16 protein-coding genes and 1 riboswitch are annotated in these 18,162 nt (G+C 68.1%); of the genes, 7 read left to right on the top strand and 9 right to left on the bottom strand.

What is annotated here, in order from left to right; all coding sequences use genetic code 11:
• Nucleotides 1-8 precede the first annotated feature (8 nt).
• Nucleotides 9-455: a molybdenum cofactor biosynthesis protein MoaE gene (locus J6U32_RS24000; RefSeq protein WP_208792460.1), complete on the top strand. Its 447-nt coding sequence runs from the start codon at nt 9-11 to the stop codon at nt 453-455.
• Nucleotides 456-571: 116 nt separating this feature from the next.
• Here the strand turns inward: J6U32_RS24000 and J6U32_RS23995 are convergent, their stop codons facing one another.
• The 5 genes from J6U32_RS23995 to J6U32_RS23975 all read right to left on the bottom strand — a co-directional run bounded on the left by J6U32_RS23995 (nt 572) and on the right by J6U32_RS23975 (nt 3,832).
• Entirely contained in the window at nt 572-1,183 is a 612-nt protein-coding gene (locus tag J6U32_RS23995; RefSeq protein WP_006367763.1) for a transglycosylase family protein, read from the bottom strand.
• Between the two features lie 7 nt (nt 1,184-1,190).
• Nucleotides 1,191-1,365, bottom strand: a riboswitch (cyclic di-AMP (ydaO/yuaA leader).
• A gap of 261 nt (nt 1,366-1,626) precedes the next feature.
• A complete protein-coding gene (locus J6U32_RS23990) occupies nt 1,627-1,875 on the bottom strand; it encodes a MoaD/ThiS family protein (RefSeq protein WP_208792459.1) in 249 nt (82 codons plus the stop codon).
• A 4-nt stretch (nt 1,876-1,879) separates the two neighbouring features.
• Nucleotides 1,880-2,995 (bottom strand): GTP 3',8-cyclase MoaA, encoded by a 1,116-nt coding sequence (gene moaA, locus J6U32_RS23985; RefSeq protein ID WP_208792458.1) that lies wholly within the window; start codon nt 2,993-2,995, stop codon nt 1,880-1,882.
• Nucleotides 2,992-3,579, bottom strand: coding sequence for a flavin reductase family protein (locus tag J6U32_RS23980; protein WP_208796307.1), 588 nt, complete (start codon nt 3,577-3,579; stop codon nt 2,992-2,994). Before J6U32_RS23980 ends, moaA begins: the two co-directional genes overlap by 4 nt.
• Nucleotides 3,580-3,610: 31 nt before the next feature.
• Nucleotides 3,611-3,832, bottom strand: coding sequence for a hypothetical protein (locus J6U32_RS23975; RefSeq protein WP_208796306.1), 222 nt, complete (start codon nt 3,830-3,832; stop codon nt 3,611-3,613).
• A gap of 310 nt (nt 3,833-4,142) precedes the next feature.
• Here J6U32_RS23975 and J6U32_RS27685 point away from each other — a divergent pair, with 310 nt between their 5' ends.
• The gene (locus tag J6U32_RS27685; RefSeq protein WP_006367768.1) at nt 4,143-4,556 is read left to right on the top strand and encodes a cold-shock protein; all 414 of its coding nucleotides are present in this window, start codon (nt 4,143-4,145) and stop codon (nt 4,554-4,556) included.
• A gap of 22 nt (nt 4,557-4,578) precedes the next feature.
• Here the strand turns inward: J6U32_RS27685 and J6U32_RS23965 are convergent, their stop codons facing one another.
• Entirely contained in the window at nt 4,579-5,106 is a 528-nt protein-coding gene (locus J6U32_RS23965) for a DUF2771 family protein (protein ID WP_208792457.1), read from the bottom strand.
• A gap of 3 nt (nt 5,107-5,109) precedes the next feature.
• Complete coding sequence (locus J6U32_RS23960) at nt 5,110-7,104, bottom strand: MFS transporter (protein WP_208792456.1); 1,995 nt, start codon at nt 7,102-7,104, stop codon at nt 5,110-5,112.
• A 119-nt stretch (nt 7,105-7,223) separates the two neighbouring features.
• On the opposite strand from J6U32_RS23960, the gene J6U32_RS23955 reads away from it, so the two are divergent.
• Complete coding sequence (locus J6U32_RS23955; RefSeq protein ID WP_208796305.1) at nt 7,224-8,066, top strand: DUF3027 domain-containing protein; 843 nt, start codon at nt 7,224-7,226, stop codon at nt 8,064-8,066.
• A gap of 26 nt (nt 8,067-8,092) precedes the next feature.
• The gene (locus J6U32_RS23950) at nt 8,093-10,906 is read left to right on the top strand and encodes a sacsin N-terminal ATP-binding-like domain-containing protein (protein ID WP_208792455.1); all 2,814 of its coding nucleotides are present in this window, start codon (nt 8,093-8,095) and stop codon (nt 10,904-10,906) included.
• Between the two features lie 21 nt (nt 10,907-10,927).
• On the opposite strand, the gene J6U32_RS23945 is transcribed toward J6U32_RS23950, so the two are convergent.
• Nucleotides 10,928-11,536, bottom strand: a complete 609-nt coding sequence (locus J6U32_RS23945) for a TetR/AcrR family transcriptional regulator (RefSeq protein ID WP_208792454.1) — start codon at nt 11,534-11,536, stop codon at nt 10,928-10,930.
• Nucleotides 11,537-11,643: 107 nt separating this feature from the next.
• On the opposite strand from J6U32_RS23945, the gene J6U32_RS23940 reads away from it, so the two are divergent.
• Nucleotides 11,644-12,786, top strand: coding sequence for an acyl-CoA dehydrogenase family protein (locus tag J6U32_RS23940; protein ID WP_208792453.1), 1,143 nt, complete (start codon nt 11,644-11,646; stop codon nt 12,784-12,786).
• A 403-nt stretch (nt 12,787-13,189) separates the two neighbouring features.
• Here J6U32_RS23940 and J6U32_RS23935 read toward each other — a convergent pair whose 3' ends face one another.
• Nucleotides 13,190-14,479 carry an HNH endonuclease gene (locus tag J6U32_RS23935; protein WP_208792452.1) on the bottom strand — a complete coding sequence of 430 codons (1,290 nt, stop codon included), beginning with the start codon at nt 14,477-14,479 and terminating at the stop codon, nt 13,190-13,192.
• Nucleotides 14,480-15,008: 529 nt separating this feature from the next.
• Between J6U32_RS23935 and J6U32_RS23930 the strand changes: the two genes are divergently transcribed.
• Together J6U32_RS23930 and J6U32_RS23925 are read left to right on the top strand one after the other, a co-directional pair.
• On the top strand, nt 15,009-15,587 hold the full coding sequence (locus tag J6U32_RS23930) for a phosphatase PAP2 family protein (RefSeq protein ID WP_208792451.1): 579 nt from the start codon (nt 15,009-15,011) through the stop codon (nt 15,585-15,587).
• A 46-nt stretch (nt 15,588-15,633) separates the two neighbouring features.
• Nucleotides 15,634-18,162 carry a PQQ-binding-like beta-propeller repeat protein gene (locus J6U32_RS23925; RefSeq protein ID WP_208792450.1) on the top strand — a complete coding sequence of 843 codons (2,529 nt, stop codon included), beginning with the start codon at nt 15,634-15,636 and terminating at the stop codon, nt 18,160-18,162.

Here is an 18,162-nt window from a genome sequence, read left to right as displayed (position 1 = left end):
TGTCGCGGATGAGCGCTGCCACTCCGGTGGAGGTGTACACGACGGTGAGCGTCGATCCGATCGCACTCGCCGACCACGAGGCCCGCGTCGTCGTGGCTGCCGACGGACACGCCGGCGCGGTCGTGGGGTTCGTCGGCGCGGTCCGCGACCACGACGGCGGCCGCACGGTGACGAGCCTGTCGTATTCGGCGCATCCGGACGCCCCGCGCGTGCTCACCGAGGTCGTTTCCGAGATCTGTGCGGCCACCGACGGCGTCCGGGCGGTCGCGGTCTCCCATCGGGTGGGTGATCTGTCGGTCGGCGACGTCGCCTTCGTCGTCGCCGTGGCCGCCGATCACCGCGCCGAGGCGTTCGCGTTGTGCGCGCGACTCGTCGATGAGGTCAAGGCGCGCATACCGGTGTGGAAACACCAGTTCTTCGGCGACGGAACCGACGAGTGGGTCGGGTCGGCCTGATCACGGTCACCATCTGATACCGGCCACCACCGACACAGCCCCCGACAATTGGAAAAGGGCCCCGCACGGCGTCGAGCAACGTGCGGGGCCCTTCGTCAGGGCTGAACCGATCGGGTTCAGGGGAGCGGGACGAGTCCCTTGTTCTCGTTGAACAGGCGCAGCTGATCCGGGGTGAGCTGGTAGCCGCTGTCCTTGGCGGCCTTGAGCAGGTTCTGCACCTCCGGGCTGACGCCGGCCTGGCTGACCTGATCGATCGCCTGGTCGGTGCTGGTGGCGTTCGGGGTGTTCGCGAGACCCTTGGCGGGCGCCTGGGGCGCATCCAGACGCGGGGTGTCGGCGGGGGCGGTGCGCGGGGTGGCGCCCGACAACCCGGTGCCGCAGACCGGCCATGCGCCCTTGCCCTGGGTGGCCAGGACTCGCTCGGCGACGGTGATCTGCTGCTCCTTGGAGGCCTGGTCGGCGCTCGGTGCGAACTGGGTGCCACCGTTGGCCGCCCACGTGCTCGGGCTGAACTGGAGTCCACCCTGGTAGCCGTTGCCGGTGTTGATGGCCCAGTTGCCACCGGACTCGCACTGGGCGACCTGATCCCACTCGGAATCGGAGGCGGCATGTGCCGAGCCGGTGCCCAGCAGGGCCGCGCCGCCGCCGAGAACGGCTCCGGTCAGCGCGATCTTCGCGAAGGTCTTGGTTGCGGTGGTGGTCGACGGCTTGCGGTGACGTCCGGACATAAGTCGAATTACCTCTCTCCACGCGCCTGCGAGGTCAGCTGTCGGGTTCGAGCGAGAGGTGCTCGGTCACGATCGCCGTGCGGCGACCGGACTTAACCCCAAGGGCGTCTGTCGACGTCCGTTCTTCCTTGCGGAAGAGGGTGGGTCCCCCGTCCTCGTTCCAAGATGTGTGCTCGTCATTCCACCGGAGGAACGAGGCTCGGCGCGACCGGTGGAAATCTTGGTGTGTTGTTTGCTGTGCTGTGACCTTCTGTGAAGGACGCTTCGTACAGTACGACGTCTGAGAGCGGGAATCACCCCGTCCTGACAACCCATTTTCCGCGTGCCGGTGGGCCTTTGGGCCCTGTTTCGGTGTCCGTGCAGTTCACGGGCATGACGCCCGGTTTGTGTCCATCTCGTTATTGACTCGTTATGTGATCAACGTCACAAGCGAGCCGGGTGTGTCAACCCCCGGCAAACGGGGGGAGAACGTCGATCGTGTGCGTCGGACCGAGGCGACGCGTGCGGTCGCACAGCGCGATCTCGTCGCGCAGATACGAGCACCGCTCCAACACCCGCGCCAACTCCGGATTGTCGGCTGCCAGAATGTGTTCGAGCTCACCGAGGGTGATGTTCTCTGCAATGTCCAGCACGTCGGATTCGGTCTTCGCGGCGGCGGACGCGGCAGCGAAATAACGGACCGTCACACGCATCCGCTCAGCCCCCGATCGCCGACATCGGACGGTCCGGCTGGCGGAATCCGGCGGTGTTGACCGCGTGCCCGGCCCGTTTGGCCCAGGCGTTCTCCCGCCACATTTGCGCGATCCGGCGATCGACGTCGAGCTCGTCGTCACCACCGCCCCGCAGCACGGGCATCAGCGAGGTCTCGGTATCGGCGAACAAGCAGTTGCGCAGCGCCCCGTCCGCGGTCAGCCGGGTCCGGTCGCAGTCACCGCAGAACGGACGCGTCACCGACGCGATGACGCCGATGCGCGCAGGTGCTCCGCGGGCGTCGGTGTGGCCATCGACGAGGAAGGTCTCCGCAGGCGCACCGCCACGCGGCACGATGTCGGGGCGCAATCGGAGATGGGCCGACATCACGTCGAGGATCTCCGTCGCGGTGACCATCCGCGACCGATCCCACCGATGTCCGGCATCGAGCGGCATCTGCTCGATGATCCGCAGCTGATATCCGGCGTCGAGGCAGAACCGGGCGAGGTCGACCAGTCCGGCCAGGTCCCGACGATCCGGGACGACCGCGTTGACCTTGATCGGATACAACCCCGCGCGACGGGCGGCGTCGAGGCCGGCGAGGACGTCGGGCAGCCGGTTACGTCGGGTGATCTCGGCGAACCGGGCGGGATCGACGGTGTCCAGCGAGACATTGATGCGCGTCAACCCGGCCTCGACGAGACCGGCGGCACGGCGCGTCAACCCGAGGCCGTTGGTCGTCATCGCGATCTCCGGGCGCTGCGGCAGCGAGGTGACGGCAGCGATGATGTCCTCGAGATCACGGCGCAGCAGCGGCTCGCCGCCGGTGAACCGGACGGTGCGGATGCCGAGGTCGGCCACCGCGATCCGCAGCACCCGGATGAACTCGGCGGTGGTCATCACCGACTCGGTCGGCAACCAGTCGAGGCCCTCGGCGGGCATGCAGTAGTCGCAGCGCAGATTGCAGCGGTCGGTCACCGACACCCGCAGGTCGGTGGCCACCCGTCCGAACGTGTCACGCAGCGGCCCGGACGTGGGTGCGGTCGACGCCCCGGACCGCGACTCGTCGGCGGAGCGTGTCAGCACCGACGGGAGCGGCAGGCCCAGGTCGACGACGGTCATCGCCGCGTGGGGTCGTCGTCGGGTATCCGTGCCTGCAGAGCACGAAAAGTGCTGGCGTGGAACACGAGTGGCTCGACCTCCGGGTCGGCGTCGAGGCGCCGGATGCGCAGCAGCACCAGCAGGTGATCGCCGGCGGGGATCTCACTTTCGATCGTGCACGACAGGTGAGCGGCCGCGCCCGGGATGAACAGGGCTCCGTCGTCGGAGCCGAGCGGCTCGATACCGTCGAACCGTCGCGGTGCCGGACCGGCGAGCTGGCGGCACAACTGCGCCTGGTCGTGGGCGAACACGCTGACACCGACGGTCCCGGCATCACGCAGCCGCGGCCACGTCGTCGAGGTGTTCTGCACGCACACGCTCACCAGCGGCGGATCCAGCGACACCGACGTGAACGCGCTCGCGGCCATCCCGACCAGTTCCGGGCCGGCCGAGTCCGTGGGCTCGGAGGACTCGTGGGACTCCGAGGACTCGGGCGCGCCACGATGGCAGCAGACCGCGACCACCCCGGACGGAAAACAGCTGTACGCCCGTTTCAGCGCACCCTCGTCCGATGCCGGCGCGAGAGCGGCGTGGGTGGCGATCACCGAGGGTCGATCGACGGAAGCCGACACACGATCACCGGGCCCCGCGGCCCGACCGCAACGCGTAGACCACGCCCAGCAAGAAACCCAGCGGGGCGCACATCGTCAACAGATACACCGCGGTCGGGGCGGTCTCGCCGTGATCGGCCACCGGGGTGACGAACAGCGCGATGATCGCGAGCACCCCGATCACAAAGACCACACCCGCCACCTGCAGTAGCCGCGAAGGCGACGACCCGCCTACTCCCGGCGTCAGCGAGCGACGGGCACCGTGTGTACCCGGCCCGCGCGCTTCGCTCCCGGCGCCACGAATACCCGGCACGCTCGCTTCGCTCCCGGCGCCAGCGCCGTGCTTCCTCTCCATGGTTTCCACGGTAGTGCACCCCGGGCGACCTCGACGGTGTCGTGCCCGGTCAGCGCGGCCGTCGCGCTGCCTCGAGAAACCGTTTTGCCCATTGGTTAGACTGGCATCACCAGGCGCCTTGCTCATTGTCGTGGGTCAGGGCGCCCTTTCATGTGGTGGATCGACCACATGCAACAACGACGTTCGAGTGAAGGTGAGCACAGTGCCGAGCGGCAAGGTGAAGTGGTACGACGCCGAGAAGGGCTTCGGTTTTCTCGCACAAGAGGGCGGCGAGGACGTGTACGTGCGTTCGTCGGCGCTGCCCGACGGCGTCGAGGCGCTCAAGCCCGGCCAGCGGGTGGAATTCGGCATGGCCGCCGGCCGTCGGGGCCCGCAGGCGTTGACTGTCACCGTGCTCGAACCCGCGCCCAGCGTCACCAAGAACACCCGCGAAGCCGCGCGCAAAGAGGTCAAGCGGCACAGCCCCGACGAACTGCACGGTATGGTCGCCGACCTCATCACCCTTCTCGAGGGCAAGGTGCAGCCGGATCTGCGCAAGGGCCGCTACCCGGATCGCAAGACCGCACAACGCATTTCCGAGGTCGTGCGCGCCGTCGCCCGCGAGCTCGACAGCTAGGGCATGTCTCCCCGGCTCACCCTCACCTGGGCGGAGCCGTGTCGGCGGCGATGATCCCGCGCGCGATGTCGGTCGACCCGTCCGGGTTGGTCGCCACCGCCGATGCCGCGGTGATCGTCACGCCGAGCAGCACCCGGTCCGGGCGCGACCGCAGGGCAACCGTGTAGGTGGTGTTCGACGCCTGCGGTGATTCCTCCTCCACCAGGCCCTGCGGGGTCCAGTAGAGGGTCGTGAGATTCCACGGCGCCTTGGCGACCGTCTCCGACACCGACAGCAGCGCCGTCGAGTTCAGGGGGATCGGTACCCGCGGGGTCGTGCGTTGCTGCTGATCCCGCGGCGGGGTGCACTCGCGCACGAACACATCACACCAACGGGCCGGTTGCACCGTGTGGAGGTCGCCGCCGACGGCGAGCTGGATGTATGCGTCGTCCTTGTCCTCGCCGGTGTTGCCGGCCACCAGGATGCCGACACCTGCCGCGACGACGACCACGAACGCGACGGCCACTGTGACGATGATCGCGATCGCCTTCTTCTCACCGGGGTTGACCACGCTCTAGTGATATCCCATCCGCTTGGTGGGCTGAGCACCCGGTCCGGAAGCGTCGCGGGACGACGGACCCCGCGCCGGGCCCGCCGGCCGGTGCGGGCGGGCCGGCGCCGACCCCGGATCGGCCGGTCGGCCTCCCGGATGACCGTCCGGGCGATCCGGACGGACCGCCGCATGTCGCTGCGTCGGATGGCTGTAGGCCGGTGTACCGAGATCGGCGAACGACATGGTCGGCTCGGCATGCTCGGGACGCTCACCGCCGAGGCCGGGGACCAGGGAGCGCCCGCGGTCGGTCATCACCGTCTGCGCGAGTCCCAGCCCGAGGAGCACCGAGACGACGGTGAACCCCACCCACAGCGTCGTCGGCAACAGCACACCCAGAGCGGCGCCGAGGACCCAGCACAGCTGCAGCACCGTCTCCGACCGGCCGAACGCCGACGCCCGCGACTGCTCGGGCAGATCGTCCTGGATCGACGAATCGAGGCACACCTTGCCGATCGCGCTGGTGCCGGAGGCGACCAGCGCGGTCGCCGTCGCCAGCACGATGTTGCCGAACACCGCCGCGAGTACGGCCATCACAAAGCATGCGGCCGTCGAATACAGCACGATCTTCGACGGGTCGCGCAACTGCAGACGCGTGCCGACCCCGTTGCCGATGGCGTTGCCCACCCCCGCCGCCGCACCGACCGCGCCGATCGTCGCGAGCTGTTTCCAATCGGAGTGCACGCCCTGCTGGGACTTGGCGTAGAAGGCGATGTAGAGCGTCAGGAAGCCGGTGAGGATGCGGATGGTGCCGTTACCCCACAGCGCGGCAACCACCTTGCGTCCGAGGGGCTGGCGCATCTTCGCGGCCAACGCCTTGGCCCCGCCGCGCACGCCCGCCCGTCCCGGCGCCGCGGTTGCGTCGTGCGGGGCGTGATAGGTCAACGTCGCCGGGATCTCACCCTCGGTGACCTCGACCCACGACGGGATACGCATGCACAGGTACGCGCCGAATGCGGCGATGACCGCCAGCCAGAGCATGGCGCCGGGCAGGTGCCACGGCAGCGCCTTGGCCAACAACACCTCGAACAGTGCGGCCACCGCGCCGCCGACGATGGTGCCGCCGACCAGCCCGAACATCGTCAGCCGGGAGTTCACCCGTGGCAGGTCGATCGTCGGGGGCACCACCCGTGGGGTGACCGCCGACTTGAGCACCCCGAACGATTTGGACAGCACGAGCAGACCCAGCGCGCAGGGATAGAGGACCCACGGGTCGTAATTGAGCTGATCGGCAACCGGGTCCCAGCTGACATTGGTCATGATCAGCAGGGCCAGCACCACCCGGGCACCGAAGGTGGTGGCCATCGCGATCCGACGCCCCTGCTGCAGTCGGTCGAGCAACGGCCCGATCAACGGCGCGATCAGCGCGAACGGTGCGATGGTGAGCGCCAGATACAGCGCCACCGACACCTTGGACTGTCCGGTGGCCGCCGAGAAGAACAGGGTGTTGGCCAACGCGACCGCCATCGCCGCGTCGACGGCGAAGTTCACGATCACCGGCAGGGTCAGCGCGGTCAGCCCGGACTGATCGGCGCCGTCGGCGGTGGCCGCCTGATGGATCTTGCCGAGCCCCTTCGCGGTCAGCTGCCTGCTGCGCATCGCGGCCACCCGCGCGACCGTGATCTTCTTCGGGGTCTCCGGCGTCGGATCGGTCGGCAGGGCCTGCGTCCGATGACCGCCCGCACCCGACGCGTGGTGGGGATCGGTCGGCGCGTCGTCGAGGGGCGGCAGGTGCGGATTATGGGTCCGCGGCGGCAGATACGCCTCGCCGCGATTGCCGCCCGGCGGATTGCCGTGCGACGGGATTCGCGTCGGGGTGGCTCGGCGGCGGGCGCCGTCGGCCGGATAATTCGCGGCCCCGGGGTGGTCGACAGGGTCGCGTCGGGTACGCGCGGCGGCCGCAGGGCCCGTGGTGCCCTCGGGCGCTGCGGCGCTGTCCTTCGACTTCCGTCCGATCACGTGTCAATTGTTCCTCATCGGCGGACCGGCCCGCCGTATGTGTCGTTCGGAAGTGTCGCGCGCAGCCGCTGTGACCCGCGGTCCCCGGGTGAGGCACACTGGAGGGCGTGACTGGAGTAATGGACGGCCCGCGGTTGCTCGACGCCGTCGAGGTCGCCCGTGCCGCGCTCGTCGAGGACGGGCATGAGCCGGGTGCCCACCGTCAGGCGATCGCCGAAGGTGAGTGGGCTGCAGCGCACTACTTCGACGCCGATCTCACCGGATATCGCGGCTGGCAGTGGTGCGTGGTGGTTGCCGGGGCGCCCGGAACCGACGCGGTCACCGTCAGCGAGGTGGTCCTCCTGCCGGGCGAAGGTGCGCTGCTCGCGCCCGAATGGGTGCCGTGGAGCGAACGCGTCGCGCCCGGCGATCTGACGGCAGGCGACATGTTCGCCGCCGACGCCGACGATCCGCGGCTCGTGCCCAACCATGTCGACACCACGAGTGCCCTGCTCTCCGCGACCGCTGTGCCGGAGGTGGCCGACGACTATCCGGCCGACGACGTCGAGGCATCGGCCCCGGACCCCGAGGACCTGGCCGAGGTGGCCGGCGTACTCGGACTCGGACGTAAGCGGCTGCTCAGCCGGGAGGGCCGCGACGTGGCCGCCCAGCGCTGGTACGACGGCGAGCACGGCCCCGGCGCAGAGATGGCGGTGGCGTCCCCTTTTCCGTGTTGCACCTGCGGTTTCTACATCCCGCTGTCGGGTGCGTTGCGGGTGGCTTTCGGCGCGTGCGCCAACGAGTATTCCGCCGACGGCCAGGTGGTCTCGGCCGAATACGGATGCGGGGCGCACTCCGACGTCGTCGCCCCGAGCGGTGAGGGATCACCGGCGTACGACGCCTTCGATGACGGCGTGCTCGAGATCGTTGCGGTCGGCGCCGGTACTGCCGGTGCCGACGGTGAGCCGGACGCGCGGGCCTGACGCCGGAGTTGCCAGGCCCCGACCCGTTGAACACCGATACCTTCGGTACCGCTGACCTCGCTGCGGCGACGCTGTCGGCGTGGCGGGACTCACCGACCCGTCTGGCCGAAGATGTTGCCGCCGAAGATGATCTGGCCAGTGTCGGTTACCGCGACCGCCTGTTCGTTGAACTCGTCACCAACGCTGCCGATGCGGCCCGGCTCGGAGGAGTGGACGGCGAGGTCGCGATCTGGTCGGATGCCGACGGTTTGCACGTTGCCAATACCGGTGCGCCGCTGACCGAAGCGGGGGTGCGGTCGCTGCTGGCGCTACGTGTCTCGGCCAAACGGCCCGACGACACCGGAGGCGTCATCGGCCGGTTCGGGGTGGGATTCAGCGCCACCGCCGCCGTCGCGCACACCGTCGAGATCCGCTCGACGAGCGGGACGATCCGCTTCGATCGGGCACGCACCGCTGTGGCAGTTGCGGACGCGGGAATCGTTGACGCACAGCGGGTTCCGCTCCTGCGGCTGGCTTGGCCGGACGAAGGCGTGCCCCGTGCCGGATTCACGACCGAGATCGTACTCGGCCTGGTCGAGGGACTCGACCCGCAAGCGATCCTCGACGCAGCCGCCGCGCAGGCCCCCGATCTGCTTCTGGCGCTGACCGCGCTGCGGTTGATCACCGTGGAGGACAACGCTTTCGAGATCGGCCGGACCGAACTCGCCGACGACGAACTGTCCTCCGGTTCCCGAGTTCGTCGGCTCACGGTGACCGTGACGGGCCGGGACGATCGGCGGAGTCGGGACTTCGCCGAGATCGAGCACGGGCCGTCACGATGGTTGCGCGCCGACGATGGTCGGCCGGTCAGTGCCGGGGCGGACGCGTCGGCGGCCGATGTGCTCTGGGCGCCGACACCGACGGACATCGAACTGTCGTTGCCGTGTCGGCTCATCGCCCGTCTCCCGCTCACCCAGGATCGTCGCCACGTGCACCCCGATGCCGACATCGCCGCGGCCGCAGCGGGTTACGTGGATATGCTGCGTCTTGCCGAGCCCGGCGACGGTGTGGCACTCGTTCCCCGCGCGCATCGCGCGCGTAACGGTGACGATGCCCGGTTGATCGACGCGGTGCTCGACGAACTGCGCCGTACTGCATGGCTTCCCGGTATCGCGGGGACGCCGCTGGTGCCGGATCGCGCGGCGGTGCTGATCGGGGTCGGTCCCGATCTCGCGGAGGTTCTCGGTGAGTTGCTCGCCGATCTCGTCCATCCGGATCTGTCTCTCGCACATCAACTGCCGGTGCTCGAATCGCTCGGGGTCACCCGGATCGGGTTGGCGTCGTTGGCGGAGCGGCTGACCGGTGTGGAACGTGACGCGGCGTGGTGGGGGCGGTTGTACGCGGCGCTCGCACCGCTGGTGTCGACGGCCCTCGATGCCGAAGAACTTGCCGCGCTGCCCATCCCGCGTTCGGATGGTCGGATGAACATCGGTGCGCGCGGATTGTTCACCGCGCACGCCGTGCAGACGCCCCTGCGCTGGATTCGTACCGTCGCGGCCGAAGCCGACCATCCACTCCTGGAACGACTCGGTGTGCACCGGCTTTCGATCACCGATGCGCTCGCCGATCCGGCGCTACGCATGCTCGTCGAGGAGGCTGCCGACCTCGTCGAGGACGGTGCGGGTGAGGAGGTCGACGCCACCGGTTTGGCCGAGGAGGTGCTCGCGCTGCTCGGCGCAGACACGGAAGCCGATGTGCCCGAATGGCTGTCGCGGCTTCCGCTACTCGCCGACGATGGTGAGTTACGCAGTGCCGACGAGTTGCTGCTCGCCGATTCGCCGTTGGCCGCGGTGCTCGTCGAGGACCATCCCTTCGGTCTGCTCGACGGCGCCGTCGCCGAGCGACACGGGGTCGCGGCGCTTCGCCGGCTCGGGGTGGGATGGTCGTTCGCAGTGATCGGCGACGACCTGCCGACGGGGCCCGATCATGATCTCCCCGACGAGGAGCAGTGGTGGGAGACCTTGCCGGATGCCCCGGAACGTCTGTGCGCCATCCGCGATCTCGACCTCGTCGATCCCGACCGGTGGGCGCAGGCCCTGACGTTGATCGTCGAGGACGAGCAGACGGCACGAGCGCTCGACGATCGCGAGGGGTACACCGCCTGGTGGTTGCGCCACTTCGCCGAGGTCGACGGTTTACTGGTCGGCGAATACCGCGCGCCGTCGGATCACTCACTCGTCGGTGTGCTCGATCCGTTGGTGCATCCGTACGCGGACGAACTGGCTCCTGCGCTCGCAGCGCTACCGCCCGAATCCGCCACGGAGGCATCGTTGTTGCTGGCCAGACTGGGCGATCGGGTGAGAACGATCTCGCCCGGTGTCGCTCGCGGGATCTACTCCTCGGTGGTCGAGGTCTGCCGGTCGGGGAGGCTTGTCTGGTCGGAGATCGATGCACCCGACGCCGTGCGGGTCGCCTCGGGTGCCGCGGTATCCACCGATGAGGAGCGCGGGCCCGTCGTCCTCGACGACCCGTGGTGGGCGCAGGCCGTCGATCCCGGATTACTCGTGATCGGTCCCGGCAGTCCCGAGGGCGCAACGCTTCTGGCCGACATCCTGGATCTCCCGCAGGTCTCGGAGGAGTTCACCGCCGCACCGATCGGTGCGGGGGAGTACACGACGGCCGACGCCACCGCCGCGGTGTTGTTCACTTCCGAGACCGGCCGGCCGGTACCCGGCGAGGTGCGTGTGCATGACAACCTGCGGATGGTGTTGTCGCGCAAGGGTGGTGGCGCTGCGAGCGAGGTTCGGGTGCGGTGGTGGGTCGACGATCGGGGCGTCACGCATCTGTCCCGCCGGCGTTGATGGCCGCCTCGACGCCGACCGTCAGCGTCGTTGGGCGTCGATGCCGGTGGTGAGGATCGCGGCGAGCTGTCGATAGGCGGCGGCGTCGTCGAGGCCCGTGGTCGCCGAGACCTCCCGTCGCTGGATGCGGCTCATCATCGTCGCGGCGACGTCGGCGGCGAACGCGGCGTTGACATCTCGGAACTCGCCGTCGCGAACTCCGGCGTCGATCAGCTCCCGCACCCGGCGTGCGGCTGCGGCAGTGTTCTGTTCGTAGAGGTCGCGGGTCGGGCCGAACGCATGGAGGTCGGTCATGAACACCTCGGAGGCCGGGGAGAGTTCCTCGCCGACGGCGATGAGGTAATCGATGACCGCCTCGCGTGCCGACGTCGCCGCCGCGACCCGCGCCTCGACGTGCTCGGTGGCGACCCGGAAGAAATGCGTCACGGTCTTGGTGACCAGTTGCTCCTTGCTGTCGGCGAGGGTGTAGATCGTCGTTTTGGAGCAGCGCAATCTGCCTGCGAGGTCGGCGACTGAAAGATGTGCGAAACCTTCGTCGAGGAGCAGAGCAAGGAGGTCGTCGAACAGCGCTGCGCGCCTCCGGGTGCCGAAGTCGGAGACGCCCGCACTCGCATTCACCCCGCGGGTCATGATCGCTCCTCACTGCTGGGCTGCCGGACCGCTATGGCCTTCCGACGTCGAGAATAGTACTGTGAAGCGTACCTGAGTACTGTCTCTAGCCCGGAAAGGCTCGCCACATGGCTGTTGATCGTCTGCTCCCCAATGATGAGGCGCGCGACCTGATCGCCCTGACCCGCGATATCGCCGACAAGCGTCTGGCGCCGATCGCCGACGCGCACGAGAAGGCCGAGACGTATCCCGACGGGCTCTTCGCCGAGCTCGGTGAGGCGGGACTCCTCGGGCTGCCGTATCCGGTGGAGTGGGACGGCGGAGGCCAACCGTACGAGGTGTACCTCCAGGTTCTCGAGGAACTCGCGGCACGGTGGGCGGCAGTCGCCGTGGCGACCAGCGTGCACGGGCTGGCGTGTCACCCGCTCTTCAATTTCGGCACCGAAGAGCAGAAGCAGCGTTGGCTCCCGGATTTGTTGAACGGCAAACTCATCGGCGCCTACAGTTTGTCCGAGCCGCAGGCCGGCTCGGATGCGGCGGCGCTGAACTGCCGCGCCAAGGCCGACGACGACGGCTTTCACGTGACCGGTACGAAAGCATGGATCACTCACGGCGGCATTGCCGACGTCTACAACCTGTTCGCCCGCACCGGTGAGGGGTCGAAGGGGATTTCCTGCTTCCTGGTTGCGCGCGACACCGACGGCCTCACCTTCGGTAAGCCCGAGGAGAAGATGGGGCTGCACGCCGTCCCGACCACTGCCGCCACCTATGACGACGCTGTCGTCGACGCGGACCGGCTGATCGGCGCCGAGGGCCAGGGACTGCCGATTGCCTTCTCCGCGCTGGATTCCGGACGATTGGGAATCGCCGCCTGTGCCACCGGATTGGCGCAGTCGGCGCTCGACGCTGCGGTCGAGTACGCACAGGAGCGAACCACCTTCGGCCGCAAGATCATCGACCACCAGGGCTTGGGTTTCTTCCTCGCCGACATGGCCGCCGCCGTCGACTCGGCACGCGCAACTTACCTCGACGCCGCTCGCCGACGGGACGCCGGACAGCCCTATTCACGTGCGGCCGCCACGGCCAAGCTCATCGCGACCGACGCCGCGATGAAGGTCACCACGGACGCGGTACAGGTCCTCGGCGGCAACGGTTACACCCGTGACTTCCGGGTGGAGCGCTACATGCGCGAAGCCAAGATCACCCAGATCTTCGAGGGCACCAACCAGATTCAGCGGCTCGTGATCAGCCGCGCACTCGCTGCAGGCTGACACCCCGTTCCTTCTCGGAGAGGTTTTCCGGGCCGCGGTGATTCGAATCCAGCTCTGGTGCAGGTGGTCTCGAGGCTCGCCGCACGCGGCTCGCACCTCGACCATCGGGGGAGGACGATGCTCTCGAAGGATGCTCCGCCCTTCCCACCCGGCGACCCTTCCCACCCGGCGACCCTTCCCACCCGATGGCCGTCCCATCCGACGGTCCATCCCATCCCGGTGGTCGAGGTGCCGAGGAGCGTTAGCGACGAGCCTCGAGACCCCTTGTGCCGAAGGGGTTTCCCGGCCACGGCAGCTCTAACGCCTCGACCATCGGGAGGGGTTTTCTCTATGGAGTTCTCAAAGATCAGATGCGGTCCCGGCTAGGCCGGGTGCGGGGATTCAGGTAGTGGGGCAGGGTAGGTCAGGCTGCGGCGTCGTCGAGTCGCATGGTGCGCCGGTGATACGACGGCACTGGTTGTCGTTTCGGGTCGATGCTGGCGGGTGGGATCAGCCAGGGGTGTCGGTCGAATCTGATGATGATGTCCCAGCCGTGGTGGTGGACGTCGTCGTGGCAGCTGGTGCACAGTAGGCAGCCGTTGTCGAGGTCGGTGGGCCCGTCATCGGCCCAGTGGTGCACGTGGTGTGCTTGGCAGCGGCCGGCGTGGGCGCCGCATTTGATGCATCCACGATCACGCACGAGTAAGGCTTTCCGTTGTCCGGGGGTGAACAACCGTTCTTTGAGTCCGACGTCGAGGGGTACGCCGTCGGTGTTGAGGATGATTTTGGTGATCGTGGTGTCACACGACAGCATTCGGGCGGTGGCTTCGGTGATCGGACCCATGTTCTGCAAGTCCCCGCCGAGTGCCGGGTTGTCGGCTGACCAGGTCCACAACAGGCCGTTGGTGGGTGTGGCCGAGAAGGTGGTGTCGGCCAATCCTTGTGCCGCGAGTTCGACGATCGTTTCGAACGCGGCGGCACAGATCTGCTCGAGCGTCCGCGGATCGGGTGACCCATCGGGCTGCGGTTTCGGTGCAGACAAGGTTTCCATCAGGGTGCGGGTTTTCTCCCCGGCCACGATGTCGAGGTTCGCCGTGATTTCCAGCCGGCCGTCGTCGGTGATGCGGTCGGTGTAGGAGTTGATTTTCTTGTCCTCCGCAGCAGGCAACCCACCAGGCGTCTCCGCGGCGAGTTCGTTACCCAACTGCCGAGCGTAGAGGTTGATCTCGGCGGGGGTGAAGCCGGCGAAGTAGTGCGACAGCAGTTTCCGGAGGTATTCGCAGCGTTGGACGGTGTCCATAGGTTCGGGGGACCGGGTGTCGATGTGCGCCAACCCGCGCGCGATGGCGTCGGCGTGTTCGGACGAGATGGACCCGTCGGCAGCATGCGCCAACAACAGGTCGATGTCGATGGTGGCCGAGATGCGCACGTACCGACCTGCGACCGAGGGCGCGAAGCCCATGCTGATCAACAGTTCTCGGAGTCGGGTGGTTTTGTGGTCGGCGACCCCGAGTCGGTCCAGTTCGCCGGTGAGGGTGGTGGCGTGGTGATCGACCAGATTGCGAAGCAGTAGGACTTGTTTCATCGCGCCGAAGGCTTGGGGTCCGGTCATCTCCGGGTTCCATTGCAGGTCGCTGAGTTGGGTGACGATGGTGGCGAAGACTGTTTCGGCATCAACATCTTTGACGTCAAGAATTGTGGGGGTGTCGATCATGGGCCCCTCCCCGGTGGCTGATCGGTGTGATGGGTCCAGTGTACATCGCCAGGGTGTTCGATGCAAGGGGTGCTTTGATGAATTCTGCTTGTGGACAACGTGTTTCGGCGCTGATTTTCTGTCGGTGGGGTGTGGTAGGGGAGTGTGGGTTTCGTTTGTCTTGCTTTCGATGTGGTTGGGAGGCTTGTTGTCTCGCCGGGTCTCGAGGCTCGCCGCACGCGGCTCGCACCTCGACCATCGAGGGGGAACAGTTCTCGACCATCCAGGGACTGGCGCTCGACCATCGAGGGAGGGCGCCTGGACTGTCAGGCGTGGTGAGTTCGCGGCTCCACTGTGCGGGCGCGGCTGGTGCAGCGGGGGCGTCTACAAGTTCGGCTCGCGTTGGGTCATGTGACGGTGGATGTGGTTGGGAGTCTTGTTGTCTCGCCAGGTCTCGAGGCCCGGCGCACGCGGCTCGCACCTCGACCATCGAGGGGAGGGTTCGCGATCATCCGGAGGAACCGTGACAGCCGATCAGTAAGGTGGCGTCATGACGGCCACGCTTGCCTTCGAACGGCTTCGGATCGACGACGATGTCACCAACTGGATGGTCGAGGGCAGGTCGCAGCCGTGGATCGGGGTGGCGCATGTCGTCACCTTCTTCGGAAACTCGCTGACGATGACGGTCATCTGCACGGTGGTGGTCGTCTGGCTGATGATTCGGCGCCACGTGGACGAGGCGGTGCTGCTGACCGTCGGGTCATTGGTCGGCGCGGCGGTGATGGTGACGTTCAAACACGTTGTCGCGCGGAGTCGTCCGCCGATCACCGACCGGCTGTTGCACATCGAGAGTTACTCGTTTCCGAGTGGGCACGCGATGATGTCGATGGTCGTCTACTGTCTGCTCGCCGTCGTCGCCTACCGCCTCAGTCCGTGGGTCCGGCGCCACCGGTGGGTGTTGCTCGCCGCGCCCGCGTTGTCGTTCGCGATCGGCGTGACCCGGGTGTACCTCGGCGTGCACTGGACCACCGATGTGCTCGCCGGCTGGGCGTGCGGCGCCTTGTGGGTACTGCTGTGCGTATGGGCCTCGACACGGGTCACGGTGCGCAGAAATGGTCCGATCGGATGACAGTCGACGCTGCAACGTCGAGGTCCAACTCGGCTTAACTGAAACGATGTCCGACTCGGATGAACTCGCCGGCGACAACGCCTCGGACGCGACGGAGTTCATCGCGCGTCCCGCGCCGCCCACGACGCTGGGCCCTCAGTCTCCGGTACCGCCACCGCCTCCACCGGTCACCGGGCCGCAGGCGGCGTATCAGCCGACCATGGCGCGACCGATGCCGCCGGCGGGCGCCGGATATTTCGGCCCGCCGTCGGGCCCGTATTCCGGACCACCTCCCGGGATGCCATCGGGGATGCCGCCCGGATATCCGAGCGGCGGATTCCCGGCCCGGCCTCCCGGCATGACGCCACCCCGTCGGCGCCGTGCGCTGCCGTGGATTCTGACCGCTGTCGCCCTCGTCTGCGTCGCCGGATTGGTTGCCGGTGGACTCGTCTGGTGGACCAGCCGCCACGACGACTCGAGCCACGCCGCCCCCCTCGACGGGCAACTCACCGGCACGTTCCCGACCGCGCCGACGGCGAAGTGGCAGGTCGGCGCCTCGCAACTGGGTGGCGAGCAGTTCGTCTCGCCCGACCCGAGCAGGGCCCAGTACCTTTCGCTCGGTGCGGTCCACGACGAGCACACGCTGGTGACCTTCGTCAGCGGCCCGTCCTCGTCGGGCCGCACGCTGGCCGGCGTCGACACCGAGACCGGCAAGCACTGGACATCGTCGCGAACCGTGCAGGGCTGCTCGGACACGATCGTCAACGGCCGGATCGCTTGCTATGACCAGTCGACCATCACCTTCTTCGACACCTCGACCGGCTCCGTCGTTGCCACCGCCGACAACCCGTCGCCCGGGGCCTACGAGATCGCACTCAACACCGACGGCGCCTACCTGCGATCGTTCACCGATGGTGGGTTGTCCATCATGAAGGTGGACAACAGCGCGCACGCGGTGTGGACCAAGTCCTACCCGCTCGGCGACAGCACCCCCGGCGGGGATGCGTCCAGCTTCACTGCCACGTCGTCGCTGGTGGCCAGCGGTCAGACCTCGGTGCTCGTCGTGTCGGCCGCCGACGGCCGAGAACTTCTCAACCGTGCCGGATACGCCGTCACCGAGCCGTTGGCCGATGGTTCCATCGCGGTCATCTCGGCCTCGGGTTCGGGAGAGCTGGCCACCAACGCGGGCCCCGTGGTCGTCGTACGACCCGACGGCACCACCGTCGAGATCCCCGGCTCGTCGGTGTCGGTGCCCACGGTGGCCTCGCCGAATCAGCGAGGCCACCTTCTCGTCGACGGTAAGTGGACCTCGGTGGCCGACAAGTCCAGTACCTGGACGACCGCGGTCGGCGGACCCGACTCGCCTTACGGCGCCACCACCGCTGTCCTCGCCGACGATCGCGAGGTGGTCATCGCGCAAGGTGAGAACCTGACCGTGGCCGATACCGCGACGGGGCAGACCCGCTGGACACAGAAGGTAGCCAGTTCTTACACAACGGGTTTCCCGGTCACCGACGGACAGCGGTTGATCGCTGCCGACCCCACGGGTGGGATCACGGCGCTGTCATTGGCCGACGGCAGCAACGCCTGGTCGCTGCCCGTGTCCACCGTGGGCGGCGCCTCATCGGACTCGTCGCCGGCCGCGCAGACCTTCGCCGTCGGATCGACTCTGGTGACCTTGACGGGCACGACGATCACCGGCTTCGCACCCACCGGCGGCCCGGCGGGCCCGCCGGGCATCGCGCCGGCCCAGACGCGGACAGCCGCGGAGGGCACGGTCACCCACTGTGCGACCGCACCGACGTTCACGCCGCAGCAGTTCCGCACGACCCCGGCCGTCCTGGTCGCGACGATGAAGGTCGTCGCCACATGTGCCGACGGAGATGTCATGTCGGGCACCGGAACCCGCATCTCGATCGCGGATTCGGGATCGCTCGTCGCCTCCGGGCGATTCGACTTCTCCCGGGCGCCGGCCGCCATCCCGCCGAGCGACGTCGGCGAGGGCATCACCATGGAATTGACCTACCCGCCCGGCTCCTTCTATCGGACGCCCGACACCCTCGGGCAGGCCAACGGCACGGCCGCGGGAACGTTCACCGTGGACTGCGACCCCGGGCCCCAAACCACGACATCGCTACCGAAGCCGGAAGGCGGTTCGGCCGCGCCACCCCAGGTCTCCACGGGTCCGGAGCTGCCGCCGGGCGTCGACCTCGGTTCGACCACCGGTGATGCGCTTCGTAGACAGGCGAATTCGGATCGTACCTTCATCCTCTCCACTCTCAACAACCGGTGGGTGGCGCAACTGAGCTCCAAACGGCCCGGCCTGTTCGCCGACGGCAAGACCTGGGACAACCAGGCCATCCTCGACGAATTCCTGGCACTGAGATTGCGGTTCAACGATGTTCGGCTGCTGTACTCCGACGAATGGAGCGTCTTCAGTCAGTCCGGCTGGTGGGTGACGGTGGCCGCGGCGACCTTCCCCGGGCCGGACCAGGCCAACGCATGGTGTGCGGCACAGGGATTCGACGGTGAACACTGCTTCGCCAAGCTCGTGTCGACCACGGCGCCGCCGGACGGGTCCACGCGCTACCGTTGA

This window comes from Gordonia polyisoprenivorans (assembly GCF_017654315.1).
In the GTDB taxonomy this organism is placed as follows: Bacteria; Actinomycetota; Actinomycetes; order Mycobacteriales; family Mycobacteriaceae; genus Gordonia; species Gordonia polyisoprenivorans_A.
The sequence above is the reverse complement of the archived record's forward strand: the minus strand, read 5'-3'. Positions and strand labels throughout refer to the sequence as shown.

Excerpts from the sequence above, each read along its gene's own strand:
- J6U32_RS23955 (WP_208796305.1), top strand. The coding sequence starts at position 7,224 with ATGGACGGCCCGCGGTTGCTCGACGCCGTCGAGGTCGCCCGTGCCGCG.
- J6U32_RS23990 (WP_208792459.1), bottom strand. The coding sequence starts at position 1,875 with ATGCGTGTGACGGTCCGTTATTTCGCTGCCGCGTCCGCCGCCGCGAAG.
- J6U32_RS24000 (WP_208792460.1), top strand. The coding sequence starts at position 9 with ATGAGCGCTGCCACTCCGGTGGAGGTGTACACGACGGTGAGCGTCGAT.
- J6U32_RS23930 (WP_208792451.1), top strand. The coding sequence starts at position 15,009 with ATGACGGCCACGCTTGCCTTCGAACGGCTTCGGATCGACGACGATGTC.
- moaA (WP_208792458.1), bottom strand. The coding sequence starts at position 2,995 with ATGACCGTCGTCGACCTGGGCCTGCCGCTCCCGTCGGTGCTGACACGC.
- J6U32_RS23995 (WP_006367763.1), bottom strand. The coding sequence starts at position 1,183 with ATGTCCGGACGTCACCGCAAGCCGTCGACCACCACCGCAACCAAGACC.
- J6U32_RS23940 (WP_208792453.1), top strand. The coding sequence starts at position 11,644 with ATGGCTGTTGATCGTCTGCTCCCCAATGATGAGGCGCGCGACCTGATC.
- J6U32_RS23945 (WP_208792454.1), bottom strand. The coding sequence starts at position 11,536 with ATGACCCGCGGGGTGAATGCGAGTGCGGGCGTCTCCGACTTCGGCACC.
- J6U32_RS23935 (WP_208792452.1), bottom strand. The coding sequence starts at position 14,479 with ATGATCGACACCCCCACAATTCTTGACGTCAAAGATGTTGATGCCGAA.
- J6U32_RS23925 (WP_208792450.1), top strand. The coding sequence starts at position 15,634 with ATGTCCGACTCGGATGAACTCGCCGGCGACAACGCCTCGGACGCGACG.